The following is a 15,726-nucleotide window of genomic DNA, read 5'->3' on the forward strand; positions in this document are numbered from 1 at the left end:
CAAGCGCAACTCTGCGTGATCCGGCCCTGAAACGAGAAACGGGGCCCGAAGGCCCCGTTCCGTCCGCATGATCCGCGCGGGATCAGCAGGAGTAGTACATCTGGTACTCGACCGGGTGCGGGGTGTGCTCGTAGGCGTACACCTCTTCCCACTTCAGGTCCATGTAGCCGGCGATCTGGTCGGCGGTGAACACGTCGCCCGCGGTGAGGAAGTCCATGTCCGCCTCGAGCGACTGCAGGGCCTCGCGCAGCGAGCCGCAGACGGTCGGGATCGCGGCCAGCTCCTCGGGGGGCAGGTCGTAGAGATCCTTGTCGGAGCTCTCGCCCGGGTCGATCTTGTTCTTGATGCCGTCGAGGCCGGCCATCAGCAGCGCGGAGAAGGCGAGGTAGGGGTTCGCGGACGGATCCGGGAAACGGGCCTCGACGCGCTTGGCCTTCGGGGACTCGGCCCAGGGAATACGGATCGCACCGGAGCGGTTGCGGGCCGAGTAGGCCAGCAGCACCGGGGCCTCGAAGCCCGGGATCAGGCGCTTGTAGGAGTTGGTGCCCGGGTTGGTGAAGGCGTTGAGCGCCTTCGCGTGCTTCAGGATGCCGCCGATGTACCACAGGGCTTCCTGGGAGAGGTCGGCATACTTGTCGCCCGCGAAGAGCGGCTTGCCGTCCTTCCAGACCGACATGTTCACGTGCATGCCGGTGCCGTTGTCGCCCTTGATGGGCTTGGGCATGAAGGTGGCGGTCTTGCCGTAGGCGTGGGCCACGTTGTGGATCACGTACTTGTACTTCTGGATCGCGTCGGCCTGGGCGGTCAGCGTCCCGAAGATGAGGCCGAGCTCATGCTGCGCGGAGGCCACCTCGTGGTGGTGCTTGTCGACCTTCATGCCGATGCGCTTCATGGTCGAGAGCATCTCGGAGCGGATGTCCTGGGCCGAGTCGGTCGGGTTCACGGGGAAGTAGCCGCCCTTGATGCCCGGGCGGTGGCCCATGTTGCCCATCTCGTACTCGGTGTCCGAGTTCCAGGCGCCGTCGATGGCGTCGACCTCGTAGCCCACCTTCTGCATGGTGTTCGAGAAGCGGACGTTGTCGAACAGGAAGAACTCCGCTTCCGGGCCCCAGAAGGACTGGTCGCCGATGCCGGAGGCCTTGAGGTATTCCTCGGCCTTCACGGCGGTGGAGCGGGGGTCGCGGTCGTAGGCGGCGCCGGTGTCGGGCTCGACCACGTTGCAATGCACGCAGAGGGTCTTCTCGGCGTAGAACGGGTCCATGTAGGCGGAGGCCGCGTCAGGCATCAGTTTCATGTCGGACTGGTCGATGGACTTCCAGCCGGCGATCGACGAGCCGTCGAACATGAAGCCTTCCTCCAGGAAGTCCTCGTCCACCTGGTCGGACATCACCGTGACGTGCTGCAGCTTGCCGCGGGGGTCGGTAAAACGGATGTCGACGTATTCGACGTCCTCATCCTTGATGGTCTTGAGCACGTTCTTCGTGTCGCTCATGTCCTGATTTCCCTTATTTTCATTACGTTCGGGGACTGCGCCGGTCGTCAGAGAGCGTCTCCGCCTTCCTCGCCGGTGCGAATGCGGATCGCCTGCTCGACGCTGGAGACGAAGATCTTCCCGTCGCCGATCTTGCCGGTCTTGGCGGCGGATACAATGGCCTCGATGGCCGCATCCACCTGGTCGTCTGCCAGCACGACCTCGATCTTGACCTTCGGCAGGAAGTCGACGACGTATTCCGCTCCGCGGTAGAGTTCGGTGTGGCCCTTCTGGCGCCCGAATCCCTTGGCTTCGATCACGCTGAGACCCTGGACGCCCACTTCCTGCAGCGCTTCCTTGACCTCATCGAGCTTGAACGGCTTGATGATCGCTTCGATCTTTTTCATTGTCTGTCGAGCTCCCGTGACAATTCGGTGCGTCAGCGGCCCGGCGCGTCCGCACAGTTCGATGGAAAAGCACTTCGCTCCGGGGCTTTCAAATGGTTAAGCCGGGCGGACGCGGAAGGAAACGCATAATTCCGCGGACGTGCCGATTTTCTGTGCAGGATGCCCGAGCCTCGGGCAGAGTGTAAAGGTAACGACAAGGTATCGATATGGAACTGCTGACCGCGGCCCGCATGCGGGCCGTCGAGGAGGAGGCCATCGGCCGGGGAACCGTGACCGGCGAGGCGCTGATGGAGCGGGCCGGGGCAGGCGTGGTGGCGGCCATCGCCGCGCGCTGGCCGCAGGGCGATGTGCCGGGGCGCGCGGCGGTGCTCTGCGGGCCGGGCAACAACGGCGGCGACGGGTTCGTCATCGCGCGGCTACTGGCGGAAAAGGGCTGGAACATCGACCTGTTTCTCCTTGGAGATGAAGGGAAACTTCCCCCCGATGCAGCGCTCAACTGCGCGCGCTGGCGCGCCATGGGCGGCACGGTGGCCGATCTCGCCATGCTCGATCTCTCCGGCATCGCGGCGGCGGGGCTGGTGGTCGACGCGGTGTTCGGAACCGGGCTGTCGCGGCCGATCTCGGAACATCTCTCGGGCCTTGCCGAGGGGCTCGCGGCGCTGGGGCGCGGCAAGCACGTGGTGGCGGTGGACATGCCGAGCGGGCTCTGCTCGGACAGCGGCCGGGCGCTGGGGCGCGTGCCGTTTCGCGCCGATCTCACGGTGAGCTTCCACCGTCCGAAACCGGGCCATTATCTCGACCTCGGCCCGCAGCTCTGCGGGGCACTCGAGGTGGTCGATATCGGCCTGCCGCAGCTCCCGGTGGAGGGCGCCGAACGGCTGGCGCGGCCCGGCGGCGCGCAGGGCCCGGAGCGGCTGGCGAAGCGGCACGGCGCGCACAAGTACACCCACGGCCACCTGCTGGTGCTGGCCGGCGGAGCCGGCCGCGGCGGCGCGGCACGGCTCGCGGCCCGGGCGGGGCTGCGCGCGGGGGCCGGGCTGGTCACCCTCGGGGTGCCGCCTTCGGCGCTGCAGGAGAATGCCATGCGGCTCGATGCCATCATGCTGCGGCGGCTGGCGGACGCGGAGGCACTGGCGGCGCTGCTGGAGGACGCGCGGGTGAACGCGCTCTGCCTCGGCCCCGGTCTCGGCACCGGCCCCGAACGGGCGGAGGGTACGCGCGCCCTGGTGGAGGCCGCGCTCGGCGCCGGCCGTGCCGCGGTGCTCGACGCCGACGCCCTCACCGCCTTCGAGGACGCGCCCGAGGTGCTCTTCGCCGCCATCGCCGCGGGGCAGGGCGAGACGGTGCTCACGCCCCATCCCGGCGAGTTCGCGCGCCTCTTCCCCGACATCGCGGCGCGGTTGAAGGGGGCGGCGGAGCGCGGCCCCGCCTTCTCGCGCATCGACGCGGTGCGGGAGGCCGCGGCGCGGGCCGGGGCGGTGGTGCTGCTGAAGGGGCCGGACACGGTGATCGGCGCGCCCGATGGGGCCGTTGTGGTGAACGACGCGGTTTATGCGCGCGCCGCACCCTGGCTCGCCACCGCCGGGGCGGGCGACGTGCTGGCCGGGCTCATCGCCGGGCTCATGGCGCGCGGGCTGCCCGCACCGGCGGCGGCCGAGAGCGGTGCCTGGCTGCACGCGGAGGCCGCGCGCGGCTTCGGGCCCGGGCTGATCGCGGAGGACCTGCCGGAGCGGCTGCCCGCCGTTCTGGCCGCGCTGGGGCTCTGAGGCGGGCCTCGGGCGGGGCTGCGCGCGTCATTTTCCGCTTACTCTCGCGCGAAAGCTCTGTTAGAAGGCGCGCGGAATTCACCGGCAGGTTCGCCTGCCGGCAGGGCTGCGGGCGTGGTGGAACTGGTAGACACGCGAGATTTAGGTTCTCGTGCCGCAAGGCGTGGGGGTTCAAGTCCCTTCGCCCGCACCAGCTCCCGGGCCCCGATGCACTGATGTGAGGCCGGTCCTCCGGGATCGGACGGACGCAATCGCCGGCCCCGCGCCGGACCAGAGGCAAACCGGCCCCCGGTCGGACGAGACGAAGAAAAAGGGAACACTTATGCAGGTCACCGAGACGCTGAACGAAGGTCTGAAGCGCGGCTATTCCATGACCCTGACGGCCGACGCGCTGGAGGCCAAGGTGAACGAGAAGCTCGACGCGGTGCGCGCCGACTTCCAGATGAAGGGCTTCCGCAAGGGCAAGGCCCCCGCCGCGCTGATGAAGAAGATGTTCGGCAAGTCCGTCATCGGCGAGGCCATGCAGGAAGTCGTCGACGAGGCGATGAAGTCGCATTTCGAGGCGTCCGGTGATCGCCCGGCCCAGCAGCCGGACGTGAAGGTCACCAACCAGGAGTGGAAGGAAGGCGAGGACCTCACCGTCGAGATGTCCTACGAGAAGCTCCCCGAGATCGAGCAGCCCGATTTCTCCACCCTCAAGCTCGAGCGGCTGGTGGTCGAGGTCGAGGACGGCGCGATCAACGAGGCGCTGGAAAACCTCGCCAACTCCGCGCAGAACTTCGCCGCCCGCGAGGAGGGTGCCGCGGCCGAGGACGGTGACCAGGTGGTGATCGACTTCGCCGGCTCCATCGACGGCGAGCTGTTCGAGGGCGGTTCCGCCGAGGACTACCCGCTGGTGCTGGGCTCCAACTCCTTCATCCCCGGCTTCGAGGAGCAGCTCGTCGGTGCCAAGGCCGGCGACGAGGTCGAGGTGAAGGTGTCCTTCCCCGAGGAATACGGCGCGCCGAACCTCGCCGGTAAGGAAGCCTCCTTCGCCTGCAAGGTGAAGGAAGTGAAGGCCCCCGAGGCCGCGGCGATCGACGACGAGCTGGCCAAGAAGTTCGGCGCCGAGTCGCTCGACGACCTCAAGGCCCAGATCACCGAGCGCCTGGGCGCCGAGTACAAGGGCGCCGCGCGCTCCGTGCTCAAGCGCCAGCTGATGGACTCGCTCGACGATCTCGTGTCCTTCGAGCTGCCGACCGCCCTGGTCGATGCCGAGGCCCAGCAGGTCGCGCACCAGCTGTGGCACGAGGAGCACCCGGAAGTGCAGGGCCATGACCATGGCGCGGTCGAGGTGACCGACGAGCACAAGAAGCTCGCCGAGCGCCGCGTGCGCCTCGGGCTGCTGCTGGCCGACACCGGCGCCAAGGCCGGCGTGCAGGTCTCCGAGAACGAGCTGAACCAGGCGGTGATGCGCCAGGCGATGCAGTACCGCGGCCAGGAGAAGCAGTTCTTCGACTTCGTGAAGAACAACCCCCAGGCCCTGCAGTCCATCCAGGCGCCGATCTACGAGGACAAGGTCGTCGACTACATCGTCGAGCTGGCCGAGGTCTCCGACAAGACGGTCACCAAGGAAGAGCTGCAGAAGACCATCGAGTCGCTCGACGAGGAGTGATCCCGTCGCCGGCGCCTCCGGGCGCCGGGCCATGAGTTCGGAGCCCCGTGCCGGCCGGCGCGGGGCTCCTTTCGTTTCGCCTCAGAACGGCTTGACCTCGACCAGGATCGCCACGATGGCGACGAGGCCGACGATGATCCGGCCGCCATGGCGCTGGATGGCGGAGAGCGGGCGGCCCTCGCCTCCGGCCGCGCGCCGCATGCCGGCCGAGAGCATGCCGTGCACGGCGGAGAGGATGACGACCAGCAGCAGCTTGCCGTGCAGCCAGCCGGCGACGAACCATCCGCCGTCCCAGGCCATCCACAGCCCCAGCACCCAGGCCGCGGCCATGGCGGGGTTGAAGGCCGCGCGGTCCCAGCGATGCACCCTCTGCGCGGCCTCGCGGGCCCGGCCCGCCACCGGCATGACGACGGCGAGGGTGAGCATGCCGCCCACCCAGAGCAGGACGGAGAAGATATGGGCTGCCTTGGCGATATCGTAGAGCATTCGGGGGCCTTTCCGCGGCGGGGCCGCACGGGCCCGGGGCGGGCAGGGCGACCGGTTGTGGTGTGCCGCTTATGACACGCGGGGGCTGCGGGCGTCCATTGCGGCCGGCGGACGCGGCGACAGCGGCACCGCTCGCCCCTTGAACCCCCCCGAGTCAGCCACTAAACCTTGTGGTAACCCCAAGGTGGTCCAAAGGACTTCCGGCACAGTCAGAAGGCAGGCGGCACGATGAAAGATCCCTACGACGTTTACATGAATACCCTCGTGCCGATGGTCGTCGAGCAGACGTCGCGCGGCGAGCGGGCCTACGACATCTACTCGCGCCTGCTCAAGGAGCGCATCATCTTCCTCTCCGGCCCGGTGCATGACGGGATGGCGACCCTGATGGTCGCGCAGCTGCTGTTCCTCGAAGCGGAGAACCCGAAGAAAGAGATCGCGATGTACATCAACTCCCCCGGCGGGGTGGTGACGTCGGGTCTCTCGATCTACGACACGATGCAGTACATCCGCCCGGCGGTCTCGACGCTCTGCATCGGCCAGGCGGCCTCGATGGGCTCGCTGCTGCTCGCCGCCGGCGAGAAGGACATGCGCTTCTCGCTGCCCAACAGCCGCATCATGGTCCACCAGCCCTCGGGCGGGTTCCAGGGCCAGGCCTCGGACATCGCCCTGCACGCGAAGGAAATTCTCGAGCTGAAGGACCGGCTGAACCGCATCTACGTCGAGCACTGCGGCCAGGACCTGCAGACGGTTGAAAACGCCCTCGACCGCGACAATTTCATGACCGCCCAGCAGGCCAAGGAATGGGGTCTGGTCGACAAGATCGTTGAGAAACGCGATTTCTCGAGTGAGGAAAGCTGACACACAGAGGTCATTTTTTGGCGAGGAATCGCTCAATTCCGGGCTTTGAGCTTGTCAGGGCAACCATGACCGTGCTCCAATCGGGGGCGCGGTCTGAAGAGCGCAGGGCCATCGGCTCTGCCAAACAGGGAAGGGCCCCAGGCCTTTCCGGGAGTGTTGAATGAGCAAGTCGGGCACAACCGATTCCAAGAACACACTGTACTGCTCTTTCTGTGGAAAGTCGCAGCACGAGGTGCGGAAGCTGATTGCGGGTCCGACCGTTTTCATCTGCGATGAATGCGTCGAGCTCTGCATGGACATCATCCGCGAGGAGAGCAAGAGCACCCTGGTCAAGTCGACCGAGGGCGTGCCCACCCCCCGCGACATCTGCAACGTGCTCGATGACTATGTCATCGGCCAGGACACGGCCAAGCGGGTTCTCTCCGTCGCCGTGCACAACCACTACAAGCGCCTCAACCACGCGGCCAAGAACGCGGATGTGGAACTCGCGAAGTCCAACATCCTGCTCATCGGCCCCACCGGCTGCGGCAAGACGCTGCTGGCGCAGACGCTGGCGCGCATCATCGACGTGCCCTTCACCATGGCCGATGCCACCACGCTGACCGAGGCCGGCTACGTGGGCGAGGATGTCGAGAACATCATCCTCAAGCTCCTGCAGTCCGCCGAGTACAACGTGGAGCGGGCACAGCGCGGCATCGTCTACATCGACGAGGTCGACAAGATCTCGCGCAAGTCCGACAACCCGTCGATCACCCGTGACGTGTCGGGCGAGGGCGTGCAGCAGGCGCTGCTGAAGATCATGGAAGGCACCGTGGCCTCCGTGCCGCCGCAGGGCGGGCGCAAGCATCCGCAGCAGGAATTCCTGCAGGTGGACACCACGAACATCCTGTTCATCTGCGGCGGCGCCTTCGCCGGGCTGGACCGGATCATCTCCCAGCGCAACAAGGGCACCGCGATGGGCTTCGGCGCCGACGTGAAGTCGAACGAGGACCGCCGGGTGGGCGAGCTCTTCGCCGAGCTCGAGCCCGAGGACCTGCTGAAGTTCGGCCTGATCCCCGAGTTCGTCGGCCGCCTGCCGGTGATCGCGACCCTCACGGACCTCGACGAGGATGCGCTCATCACCATCCTCACCGAGCCGAAGAACGCGCTCATCAAGCAGTACCAGCGGCTGTTCGAGATGGAGGACACCAAGCTCACCTTCACCACCGAGGCGCTGCGGGCCATCGCCCGCCGGGCCATCGAGCGCAAGACCGGTGCGCGTGGCCTGCGCTCCATCCTCGAGGACGTGCTGCTCGACTCGATGTTCGAGCTGCCGGGCCGCGAGGGGCTGGAAGAGGTTGTGGTGAACGAAGAGGCGATCCGCGGAGAAGCCAAGCCCATGCTCGTCTACTCCGAGCAGAGCAGCGGAAAACCGGCGTCAGCCTCCTGATGGAGGCTGGCGTTCGGCCGCCGCAGGGGGCATAACCCCCCGCATAACCACCGTACGGAGCGTCGAGATGAGCTTGCTTGCGCAGATTTTCACCTGGTGGAACGGCCAGACCGTCGGAACCCGCCTCTCCACCTGGAGATCGGGGGAGAAGGTAGGGACCGACGACCAGGGCAACACCTTCTACCAGAGCGGTGGCGGCAAGCGTCGCTGGGTCATCTACAACGGCCCCGTGGAAGCCTCGCGCATCTCGCCGGACTGGCATGGCTGGCTGCATTTCACCTATGACGAGGCGCCGACCGAGGCGCCTCTGAAGCACCGGGCCTGGGAGAAGCCGCATCTGCCGAACCTCACCGGCACCGATGCGGCCTACCACCCGCCCGGCAGCATCCTGACGCCGAGCCCGGCCCGCCGGCCGGAGTACGAAGCCTGGGCGCCGGAGGGCTGACATGGCCAGTTCCGCAGCGGAAACGCTGATCGGCGCGGTTGTGCTGGTCGCGGCCGGAGGCTTCCTTGCCTTCGCGTCGCAGAATGCCGATTTCGGCCGTGGCGGCGGCTACGAGGTCGTGGCGAAGTTCCGCAAGGCCGGGGGGCTGAATGTCGGCTCGGATGTGCGGATCTCCGGCGTGAAGGTCGGCTCGGTGACCGGCATCACCCTCGACCCCACCACCTACCAGGCGGTCACGCACATGTCGGTGCGCGAGGGTGTGGAGCTGCCGGAGGATTCCGACGCCAAGATCGATTCCGAGGGCCTTCTGGGCGGCAACTATGTTGCCATCACCCCCGGCGCCTCGGAATTCATGCTCAACCCCGGTGACGAGATCACGATGACCCAGGGCTCGGTCTCGCTCATCGACCTGCTGCTGACCTTCGCCGGCGGCAGCGGCGGCAGTGGCGCAAGCCAAAACTGACCAGGCCGTGGGCCGGGCGAAGATCCCGGCCGCGGCCCCGTTTCTGGAAGACGAGCAGTGACACAGACCCTTCCCCGCCTCGCGCGCGCCTCCCAGCTGGCGCTGGCCGCCTGCATGGTGCTGTCTGCCGCCCTCGGCCCGGCCGTGACTCCGGCAGGGGCGCAGACCATCCAGATCACCCCGCTCGACGACCTGCCCGGCGAGGGCGAGACGCCGGGGGCGGATACCGGCACGCCGGCCGAGGGCGCCACCGAGGAGCGCGCGCCCACGCGCGAGCTCACCAACGAGATCCCCTCCGTGCGGCCGCCGGTGACCTCGGTTGCCGCCGATATCGCGGTCTTGCGCGGGCTCGACAAGATGACCGGCGCGATCACCACCTTCGAGATGAAGGTGGGCGAGGAGCGCGAGTACGAGCGCCTCGACCTCACGCTCGAGGCCTGCCGGCGCCCCGCCGAGGGCGATGGCGAGGACGCCTACGCCTGGCTGCAGATCCGCGACCTGCGCCAGGAAGAGCCGGATTTCCACGGCTGGATGTTCGCCTCGAGCCCGGCGCTCTCGGCGCTGGACCACCCGCGCTACGATGTCTGGGTGCTGAGCTGCAGGATGGCCTCGGAGGAGGCGTCGACGGGCAGTTCCCAGAACTGAGCCGTGCGCTCCAGCGCCGAGTCGAGCATGCGGTGATAGGTGTCCCGGCTCACCTCCACCGCGCCCATGCGGGCGAGGTGGTCGGTGACGAACTGGGTGTCGAGCAGGGTGAAGCCGCCGGCGCGCAGCCGGGCCACCAGCCACACGAGCGCGATCTTCGAGGCATCGGGGCGGTAGGAGAACATGCTCTCGCCGAAGAAGGCCGCCCCCAGCCGAACCCCGTAGAGCCCGCCCGCCAGGCCCTGCTCGTCGTAGACCTCGATGGAATGCGCGTAGCCCATGCGGTGCAGGGTGATGAACAGGTCGCGGATCTCGGGGTTGATCCAGGTTTCCTCGCGGCTGGCGCAGCCGGCGAGCGTGCCGGTGAAATCCTCGTCGATCCCCACCCGGAAGCGGCCGCGGCGGATGCGCCGGCGCAGCGAGGCGGAGACGTGCAGCGCGTCGAGCGGCAGGATGCCCCGCTGCTTGGGATCCACCCAGAACAGGCTCGTGGCCCGTGCCGACTCGGCCATGGGAAACACGCCGGCCGCGTAGGCCCGCAGCAGCAGTGTGGGAGTGATTTCCAAGGGGTCCTGCGGTTTCGACATGGCCCTGACAGTGACACACTGCGCGCCCGCTTGCCAGATGAACCGTGGTAGCATCGGACCGACCGGACAGAGGCTTGATCCGCGCCGCACGCTTCGCCAGAGTGGCGCCGCAACCGGAGGATCTTTCATGCAATTTACCGTAATCGCCCGCGACGACACCGCCCCGGGCACGCTCGACCGCCGCATGGCGCACCGGCCGGAGCATCTCGAGGGGCTGTTCGCCGGCAAGAAGGACGGCTCGGTCATCGACGGCGGCGCCATCATCGGCGAGGACGGCAACATGGCCGGCTCGGTGATGGTCTACGAGGCCGAGGACCGCGCGGCGCTCGACGCCATTCTCGCGGCCGAGGTGTTCTACCGCGAGAAGGTGTGGAAGGACATCGAGATCATCCCGATCCGCCGGGTGCCCTGGCCGGAGTGAGCCGGGCAGGGCCCGGGCCTCACACCGGCTCGGGCGCGCGCAGCGCGGCTTCGGCCGCGGCGCGTATGGCGCGGATGTTGGCGCCGTAGGGGGCGGGGTTTGCCACCGAGCCGCCGCGGAACACCGCGGAGCCCGCCACCAGCACATCGGCCCCCGCCGCCGCCACCAGCGGAGCGGTCTCGGGGGTCACGCCGCCGTCGATCTCGACATGCACCGGGCGGTCGCCCAGCATGGCGCGCAGATGGCGGACCTTCTCGAGCTGCGAGCCGATGAAGCCCTGGCCGCCGAAGCCGGGGTTCACCGTCATCACGCAGACGAGGTCGATGTCGTCGAGCAGGTACTCGATGGCCTCGGCCGGGGTGGCGGGGTTGAGCGCCACGCCGGCCTTGCAGCCAAGCGCGCGCACCGCCTGCAGCGAGCGGTGCAGGTGCGGCCCGGCCTCGACATGGACCGTGAGCACGTCGGCGCCCGCTTCGGCGAAGGCGGCGAGGTAGGGGTCGGCCGGCGCGATCATCAGGTGCACGTCCATCACGGTTTTCACATGCGGGCGCAGGGCCTTCACCATGGCGGGGCCGAAGGTGAGATTGGGCACGAAATGCCCGTCCATCACGTCGACATGCACCCAGTCGGCGCCCTGCGCCTCGATCGCCTCGCATTCCGCGCCGAAGGCGGCGAAATCGGCCGAGAGGATGGAGGGCGCGATGCGGATCCGGTCAGTCATGGGGTCTCTCCTGGTCGAGCCCGCCGGAGAAGACCCGGCTGGCGCGGATGTCCTCCGCCTCGATGGTCGAGAGGGTGGCGGCGTTCACCCGGCCGCCGGCCTCGAACAGCCGGCTCGCCTGGCGCAGGCGGGCGCGGTCGAGCGCGTTTCTGAGCGAGCGGGCATTCGCGAAATGCGGCTGGGCGCGGCGCAGGGCGATGTACTCGGTGACCGCCGCCCGCGCCCCGGCCGAGAGGCGGTAGCTCTGCCCCTCCAGCATGCGCTCGGAGATGGTGAGCAGCTCGGCGTCGGAGTAGTCCGGGAAGTCGATGTGATGGGCGATGCGTGAGCGGAAGCCGGGGTTGGAGCGGAAGAACAGGTCCATCCGGTCGGCGTAACCGGCGAGGATCACCACGAGGTCGTCGCGGTTGTTCTCCATCACCTGCAGCAGGATCTCGATGGCTTCCTGGCCGTAGTCGCGCTCGTTGTCGGGGCGGTAGAGGTAGTAGGCCTCGTCGATGAACAGCACGCCGCCCATGGCCTTCTTCAGGATCTCCTTCGTCTTGGGCGCGGTGTGGCCGATGTACTGGCCCACGAGGTCGTCACGCGTGACGGAGATGAGGTGGCCCTTGCGCACGTAGCCCAGCCGGTGCAGCAGGCCGGCCATCTTCAGCGCCACCGTGGTCTTGCCGGTGCCGGGGTTGCCGGTGAAGCACATGTGCAGGGTGGGCGTGTCCTGCGCGAGGCCGAGGCTGCGGCGCGCGCGGTCGACCAGCAGCAGGGCGGCGGTCTCGCGGATGCGGGCCTTCACCGGCTTCAGGCCGGTGAGCTCGCGGTCGAGATCGGCCAGCACCCCGGCGACGCCGGAGCTTTCGAACTCGGCGCGCAGGTCTATATCCCCGGGGGGGGCGGTCTCGGCGGTGTCCAGGCTCATCGGGATCTCCTCTCGCAAAAACGGTTCAGGGGAGGCAGTCGCATGGAACTTGAGACGATCGCGATGCTCGATCGGATGGAAACCCCGCTCGGCACGGCAGTGGTGCGGCTGGGCATAGCGGCGGCCCTCGGCGCGGTGATCGGCATCGACCGGGAGGCGCGGCAGCATTCGGCCGGCCTGCGCACCCATATCCTCATCTGCCTCGCGGCCTGCCTGTTCACCCTCATCAGCGCCGAGCTCTTCGCGCGCTTCGCCGATGCGGGCGGCAACATGGACCCCACGCGCGTCATCGAGGCGGTGACGGCCGGGGTGGCCTTCCTCGCCGCGGGCACGATCATCCGCGGCGAGGGAGGGGTGAAGGGGCTCACCACGGGCGCGGGCATGTGGCTTGCGGGCGCCATCGGCTGTGCCACCGGGGTGGGGCTGTACCTGCTCGCCATCATCGCCACGGTGCTCGCGGTCATCGTGCTCTCCCTCGTCAAGTTCTTCGAGCGGTGAGCGTGTAGTTCATTCTCCGCCCGGCCACCTCGGTGCGGGTCATGAGGAAAGTGGGCTCCACGGTGGGCCGGTTCACGATGAAGGACATGGTGACCGTCTCGAGCCCGCGGGTGCTGTCGAAGGCGTTGAGGCGGATGTAGGCCTCGGGATGCGCCTTGCGGCAGTCCTCCAGCTCCATCATCACGCCCTTCGCGTCGCGCAGGTCGAACATCGGGTTGCCCCACATTTCCCAGTAGGTGTTCCGGGGGTGGGGGTCGTCGGTGTATTCCACTCCAATGGCCCAGTCGCGGCCGAGGCAGTATTCCACCTGGGCGGTGATCTGCTCGTCCGTGAGGTCGGGCAGGAAGGAAAAGCAGCCCTGGGTGATGCGCATGGTCTCTCTCCTCGTGTCGCGGGGTCAGATGGCGGGGGTCATGTCGGGCACGAAGTCCGACGTGTCGGTGGGCGTGTAGTTGAAGGAGATGTTGCCCCAGGTATCGAGGGCGGCCTCCAGCGGCTTGCACCATTTCGCCGCGGCGCGGAGGATCTCCGGGCCCTCGGATGCGATGTCGCGGCCCTCGTTGCGGGCGAGCACCATCGCCTCCAGCGCCACGCGGTTTGCCGTGGCGCCGGCCTGGATGCCCATCGGGTGTCCGATGGTGCCGCCGCCGAACTGCAGCACCACGTCATCGCCGAAGAGGTCGAGCAGCTGGTGCATCTGGCCGGCGTGGATGCCGCCCGAGGCCACCGGCATCACCTTGCGGATGTCGCCCCAGTCCTGGTCGAAGAAGATGCCGCGGGCGAGGTCGACCTCGTTGCGGATCTCGCGGCAGACGTTGTAGTAGCCCTGCACGGTGGGCGGGTCGCCCTCCAGCTTGCCCACGGCGGTGCCGCAATGCAGGTGGTCCACCCCCGCCAGCCGCAGCCATTTCGCGATGACGCGGAAGGAGATGCCGTGGTTCTTCTGCCGGGTGTAGGTGCCGTGGCCGGCGCGGTGCATGTGCAGGATCATGTCGTTCTGCCGGCACCACTCGGAGATCGACTGGGTGGCGGTGTAGCCGATGATGAGGTCGACCATCACGATCACCGAGCCCAGCTCCTTGGCGAACTCGGCGCGGCGGTACATCTCCTCCATCGTGCCGGCGGTGACGTTGAGGTAATGGCCCTTCACCTCGCCGGTCTCGGCCTGGGCGCGGTTCACCGCCTCCATGCAGTAGAGGAACCGGTCGCGCCAGTGCATGAAGGGCTGCGAGTTGATGTTCTCGTCGTCCTTCATGAAGTCGAGCCCGCCCTTCAGCCCCTCGTAGACCACGCGGCCGTAGTTCTTGCCCGAGAGGCCGAGCTTGGGCTTGGTCGTGGCGCCCAGCAGCGGCTTGCCGAACTTGTCGAGCCGCTCGCGCTCGCCCACGATGCCGGTGGGCGGGCCCTTGAAGGTCTTCACATAGGCCACCGGCAGGCGCATGTCCTCCAGCCGCGCCGCCTTCAGCGGCTTGAAGGAGAACACGTTGCCGATGATCGAAGCGGTGAGGTTGGCGATGGAGCCTTCCTCGAACAGGATCAGGTCATAGGCGATGTAGACGAAATACTGCCCCGGCGTGCCCGGCACCTCGTCGACCCGGTAGGCCTTGGCGCGGTACTGGTCGCAGGCGGTGAGCCGGTCGGTCCAGACCACGGTCCAGGTGGCGGTGGAGCTTTCGCCCGCCACGGCCGCGGCGGCCTCGATCGGGTCCACCCCCTCCTGCGGGGTGATGCGGAAGAGGGCTATCAGGTCGGTGTCCTTGGGGGTGTAGTCACCGTCCCAGTAGCCCATCTGGGCGTATTTGAGCACGCCGGCGCGGTAGCGTTCCTTGCCGCGCAATTCGGTTTTCTTGTCGTCGAGCATCTTGGCCTCCTTCAGGCTGCCTTGCGGGTGCGGGTTTCGGGGGCGAGCGCGCCGGATGCATAGGCGCGCGCCATCTCGTCCATCTCGACCACGCGGATGGCGTGCGCGTGGCCTGCTGTGCCGAAGGCCTCGAAGCGCTCGCGGCACAGGGCCTCGAGCTCGGCCATGGCGGGCACGAGGAACTTGCGGGGGTCGAACTCGGCGGCCTTCTCGGCCGCCACCTTGCGGAACTGCCCGGTCATCGCCATGCGGCAGTCGGTGTCGATGTTGACCTTGCGCACGCCCATGCGGATGCCGCGCACGATCTCGTCGACCGGCACGCCCCAGGTCTGGGGCATCTCGCCGCCATGGGCGTTGATCAGGTCCTGCAGCGCCTGCGGCACCGAGGAGGAGCCGTGCATCACCAGGTGGGTGGCGGGCAGGCGGGCGTGGATCTCCTCGATCACCGACATGGCGAGGATCTCGCCATCGGGTGCGCGGGTGAACTTGTAGGCGCCGTGGGAGGTGCCGCAGGCGATGGCGAGCGCGTCGACCCCGGTGCGGGTGACGAAATCCACCGCCTGGGCGGGGTCGGTGAGGAGCTGGTCATGGCCGAGCTTGCCCTCGGCGCCCGAGCCGTCCTCCGCCGCGGCCTCGCCGCTCTCGAGGCTGCCGAGCACGCCCAGTTCGCCCTCCACCGAGGCGCCCACCCAATGCGCCATGCGCGCCACCCGCTCGGTGATGGCGAGGTTGTACTCGTAGCTCGCCGGCGTCTTCATGTCCTCCATCAGCGAGCCGTCCATCATCACCGAGGTGAAGCCGTGGCGGATGGCCGACATGCAGGTGGCCTCGTTGTTGCCGTGGTCCTGGTGCAGGCAGATGGGGATGGCGGGGTACATCTCGGTGAGCGCACTCACCATGTGGCGCAGCATGATGTCGCCGGCATAGGAGCGCGCGCCGCGCGAGGCCTGCAGGATCACCGGCGCGTCGCAGGCGGAGGCGGCGCGCAGGATGGCGAGGCCCTGCTCCATGTTGTTGATGTTGAAGGCCGGCACCCCGTAGCCATGCTCGGCGGCATGGTCGAGAAGCTGCCTCAGGGTGATGAGGGGCATTGCGTGTCTC

The 15,726-nt window shown here is 68.1% G+C and carries 18 protein-coding genes and 1 tRNA gene; 10 read left to right on the top strand and 9 right to left on the bottom strand.

What is annotated here, in order from left to right:
- Nucleotides 1-82: 82 nt before the first annotated feature.
- Together glnA and D3P35_RS00395 are read right to left on the bottom strand one after the other, a co-directional pair.
- Complete coding sequence (gene glnA / locus D3P35_RS00390; protein ID WP_118132477.1) at nucleotides 83-1,492, bottom strand: type I glutamate--ammonia ligase; 1,410 nt, start codon at nucleotides 1,490-1,492, stop codon at nucleotides 83-85.
- Nucleotides 1,493-1,539: 47 nt separating this feature from the next.
- Nucleotides 1,540-1,878, bottom strand: a complete 339-nt coding sequence (locus D3P35_RS00395) for a P-II family nitrogen regulator (RefSeq protein WP_118132478.1) — start codon at nucleotides 1,876-1,878, stop codon at nucleotides 1,540-1,542.
- Nucleotides 1,879-2,084: 206 nt separating this feature from the next.
- Here D3P35_RS00395 and D3P35_RS00400 point away from each other — a divergent pair, with 206 nt between their 5' ends.
- The 3 genes from D3P35_RS00400 to tig all read left to right on the top strand — a co-directional run bounded on the left by D3P35_RS00400 (nucleotide 2,085) and on the right by tig (nucleotide 5,298).
- The gene (locus D3P35_RS00400) at nucleotides 2,085-3,644 is read left to right on the top strand and encodes an NAD(P)H-hydrate dehydratase (protein WP_118132479.1); all 1,560 of its coding nucleotides are present in this window, start codon (nucleotides 2,085-2,087) and stop codon (nucleotides 3,642-3,644) included.
- 108 nt (nucleotides 3,645-3,752) lie between these two features.
- Nucleotides 3,753-3,837, top strand: a tRNA-Leu gene (locus D3P35_RS00405).
- Nucleotides 3,838-3,966: 129 nt separating this feature from the next.
- The gene (gene tig / locus D3P35_RS00410) at nucleotides 3,967-5,298 is read left to right on the top strand and encodes a trigger factor (protein WP_118132480.1); all 1,332 of its coding nucleotides are present in this window, start codon (nucleotides 3,967-3,969) and stop codon (nucleotides 5,296-5,298) included.
- An 81-nt stretch (nucleotides 5,299-5,379) separates the two neighbouring features.
- On the opposite strand, the gene D3P35_RS00415 is transcribed toward tig, so the two are convergent.
- Nucleotides 5,380-5,784 carry a CopD family protein gene (locus tag D3P35_RS00415; protein WP_118132481.1) on the bottom strand — a complete coding sequence of 135 codons (405 nt, stop codon included), beginning with the start codon at nucleotides 5,782-5,784 and terminating at the stop codon, nucleotides 5,380-5,382.
- Between the two features lie 228 nt (nucleotides 5,785-6,012).
- On the opposite strand from D3P35_RS00415, the gene clpP reads away from it, so the two are divergent.
- The 5 genes from clpP to D3P35_RS00440 all read left to right on the top strand — a co-directional run bounded on the left by clpP (nucleotide 6,013) and on the right by D3P35_RS00440 (nucleotide 9,624).
- On the top strand, nucleotides 6,013-6,642 hold the full coding sequence (gene clpP, locus D3P35_RS00420) for an ATP-dependent Clp endopeptidase proteolytic subunit ClpP (RefSeq protein WP_118132482.1): 630 nt from the start codon (nucleotides 6,013-6,015) through the stop codon (nucleotides 6,640-6,642).
- 160 nt (nucleotides 6,643-6,802) lie between these two features.
- The gene (gene clpX / locus D3P35_RS00425; RefSeq protein WP_118132483.1) at nucleotides 6,803-8,071 is read left to right on the top strand and encodes an ATP-dependent Clp protease ATP-binding subunit ClpX; all 1,269 of its coding nucleotides are present in this window, start codon (nucleotides 6,803-6,805) and stop codon (nucleotides 8,069-8,071) included.
- Nucleotides 8,072-8,138: 67 nt separating this feature from the next.
- Nucleotides 8,139-8,516 (top strand): NADH:ubiquinone oxidoreductase subunit NDUFA12, encoded by a 378-nt coding sequence (locus D3P35_RS00430; protein WP_118132484.1) that lies wholly within the window; start codon nucleotides 8,139-8,141, stop codon nucleotides 8,514-8,516.
- 1 nt (nucleotide 8,517) lies between these two features.
- Nucleotides 8,518-8,979 carry an outer membrane lipid asymmetry maintenance protein MlaD gene (mlaD, locus tag D3P35_RS00435; RefSeq protein WP_118132485.1) on the top strand — a complete coding sequence of 154 codons (462 nt, stop codon included), beginning with the start codon at nucleotides 8,518-8,520 and terminating at the stop codon, nucleotides 8,977-8,979.
- A 57-nt stretch (nucleotides 8,980-9,036) separates the two neighbouring features.
- Nucleotides 9,037-9,624, top strand: coding sequence for a DUF2155 domain-containing protein (locus D3P35_RS00440; RefSeq protein ID WP_118132486.1), 588 nt, complete (start codon nucleotides 9,037-9,039; stop codon nucleotides 9,622-9,624).
- Here D3P35_RS00440 and aat read toward each other — a convergent pair.
- A complete protein-coding gene (gene aat, locus D3P35_RS00445; protein ID WP_118132487.1) occupies nucleotides 9,555-10,211 on the bottom strand; it encodes a leucyl/phenylalanyl-tRNA--protein transferase in 657 nt (218 codons plus the stop codon). The genes D3P35_RS00440 and aat overlap by 70 nt on opposite strands.
- Nucleotides 10,212-10,338: 127 nt before the next feature.
- Here aat and D3P35_RS00450 point away from each other — a divergent pair, with 127 nt between their 5' ends.
- Complete coding sequence (locus tag D3P35_RS00450) at nucleotides 10,339-10,632, top strand: YciI family protein (RefSeq protein WP_118132488.1); 294 nt, start codon at nucleotides 10,339-10,341, stop codon at nucleotides 10,630-10,632.
- 19 nt (nucleotides 10,633-10,651) lie between these two features.
- Here D3P35_RS00450 and rpe read toward each other — a convergent pair whose 3' ends face one another.
- Both rpe and cbbX read right to left on the bottom strand, forming a co-directional pair.
- A complete protein-coding gene (gene rpe / locus D3P35_RS00455; RefSeq protein WP_118132489.1) occupies nucleotides 10,652-11,353 on the bottom strand; it encodes a ribulose-phosphate 3-epimerase in 702 nt (233 codons plus the stop codon).
- Nucleotides 11,346-12,260, bottom strand: coding sequence for a CbbX protein (cbbX, locus tag D3P35_RS00460; protein ID WP_118132773.1), 915 nt, complete (start codon nucleotides 12,258-12,260; stop codon nucleotides 11,346-11,348). The genes rpe and cbbX overlap by 8 nt, the downstream gene beginning before the upstream one ends.
- A 48-nt stretch (nucleotides 12,261-12,308) precedes the next feature.
- On the opposite strand from cbbX, the gene D3P35_RS00465 reads away from it, so the two are divergent.
- The gene (locus tag D3P35_RS00465; RefSeq protein WP_118132490.1) at nucleotides 12,309-12,764 is read left to right on the top strand and encodes an MgtC/SapB family protein; all 456 of its coding nucleotides are present in this window, start codon (nucleotides 12,309-12,311) and stop codon (nucleotides 12,762-12,764) included.
- Here the strand turns inward: D3P35_RS00465 and D3P35_RS00470 are convergent.
- Genes D3P35_RS00470 through fba form a run of 3 tightly spaced genes read right to left on the bottom strand, consistent with a single transcriptional unit; the run spans nucleotide 12,745 to nucleotide 15,716 of the window.
- Complete coding sequence (locus tag D3P35_RS00470; protein WP_118132491.1) at nucleotides 12,745-13,137, bottom strand: ribulose bisphosphate carboxylase small subunit; 393 nt, start codon at nucleotides 13,135-13,137, stop codon at nucleotides 12,745-12,747. The two genes, D3P35_RS00465 and D3P35_RS00470, sit on opposite strands and share 20 nt — an antisense overlap.
- Nucleotides 13,138-13,161: 24 nt before the next feature.
- On the bottom strand, nucleotides 13,162-14,625 hold the full coding sequence (locus tag D3P35_RS00475; RefSeq protein ID WP_118132492.1) for a form I ribulose bisphosphate carboxylase large subunit: 1,464 nt from the start codon (nucleotides 14,623-14,625) through the stop codon (nucleotides 13,162-13,164).
- 11 nt (nucleotides 14,626-14,636) lie between these two features.
- A complete protein-coding gene (gene fba / locus D3P35_RS00480; protein ID WP_118132493.1) occupies nucleotides 14,637-15,716 on the bottom strand; it encodes a class II fructose-bisphosphate aldolase in 1,080 nt (359 codons plus the stop codon).
- Nucleotides 15,717-15,726 lie beyond the last annotated feature (10 nt).

Origin of the sequence: Oceanicella sp. SM1341 (assembly GCF_003448965.1) — a bacterium.
Classification (GTDB): domain Bacteria; phylum Pseudomonadota; class Alphaproteobacteria; order Rhodobacterales; family Rhodobacteraceae; genus Paroceanicella.

What these genes read in the sequence shown, in the direction of transcription:
- D3P35_RS00400 (WP_118132479.1), top strand. Translation starts at nt 2,085, where the DNA reads ATGGAACTGCTGACCGCGGCCCGCATGCGGGCCGTCGAGGAGGAGGCC.
- fba (WP_118132493.1), bottom strand. Translation starts at nt 15,716, where the DNA reads ATGCCCCTCATCACCCTGAGGCAGCTTCTCGACCATGCCGCCGAGCAT.
- tig (WP_118132480.1), top strand. Translation starts at nt 3,967, where the DNA reads ATGCAGGTCACCGAGACGCTGAACGAAGGTCTGAAGCGCGGCTATTCC.
- D3P35_RS00415 (WP_118132481.1), bottom strand. Translation starts at nt 5,784, where the DNA reads ATGCTCTACGATATCGCCAAGGCAGCCCATATCTTCTCCGTCCTGCTC.
- clpP (WP_118132482.1), top strand. Translation starts at nt 6,013, where the DNA reads ATGAAAGATCCCTACGACGTTTACATGAATACCCTCGTGCCGATGGTC.
- glnA (WP_118132477.1), bottom strand. Translation starts at nt 1,492, where the DNA reads ATGAGCGACACGAAGAACGTGCTCAAGACCATCAAGGATGAGGACGTC.
- rpe (WP_118132489.1), bottom strand. Translation starts at nt 11,353, where the DNA reads ATGACTGACCGGATCCGCATCGCGCCCTCCATCCTCTCGGCCGATTTC.
- aat (WP_118132487.1), bottom strand. Translation starts at nt 10,211, where the DNA reads ATGTCGAAACCGCAGGACCCCTTGGAAATCACTCCCACACTGCTGCTG.
- D3P35_RS00430 (WP_118132484.1), top strand. Translation starts at nt 8,139, where the DNA reads ATGAGCTTGCTTGCGCAGATTTTCACCTGGTGGAACGGCCAGACCGTC.
- clpX (WP_118132483.1), top strand. Translation starts at nt 6,803, where the DNA reads ATGAGCAAGTCGGGCACAACCGATTCCAAGAACACACTGTACTGCTCT.
- D3P35_RS00465 (WP_118132490.1), top strand. Translation starts at nt 12,309, where the DNA reads ATGGAACTTGAGACGATCGCGATGCTCGATCGGATGGAAACCCCGCTC.
- mlaD (WP_118132485.1), top strand. Translation starts at nt 8,518, where the DNA reads ATGGCCAGTTCCGCAGCGGAAACGCTGATCGGCGCGGTTGTGCTGGTC.
- D3P35_RS00395 (WP_118132478.1), bottom strand. Translation starts at nt 1,878, where the DNA reads ATGAAAAAGATCGAAGCGATCATCAAGCCGTTCAAGCTCGATGAGGTC.
- D3P35_RS00475 (WP_118132492.1), bottom strand. Translation starts at nt 14,625, where the DNA reads ATGCTCGACGACAAGAAAACCGAATTGCGCGGCAAGGAACGCTACCGC.
- D3P35_RS00470 (WP_118132491.1), bottom strand. Translation starts at nt 13,137, where the DNA reads ATGCGCATCACCCAGGGCTGCTTTTCCTTCCTGCCCGACCTCACGGAC.
- D3P35_RS00450 (WP_118132488.1), top strand. Translation starts at nt 10,339, where the DNA reads ATGCAATTTACCGTAATCGCCCGCGACGACACCGCCCCGGGCACGCTC.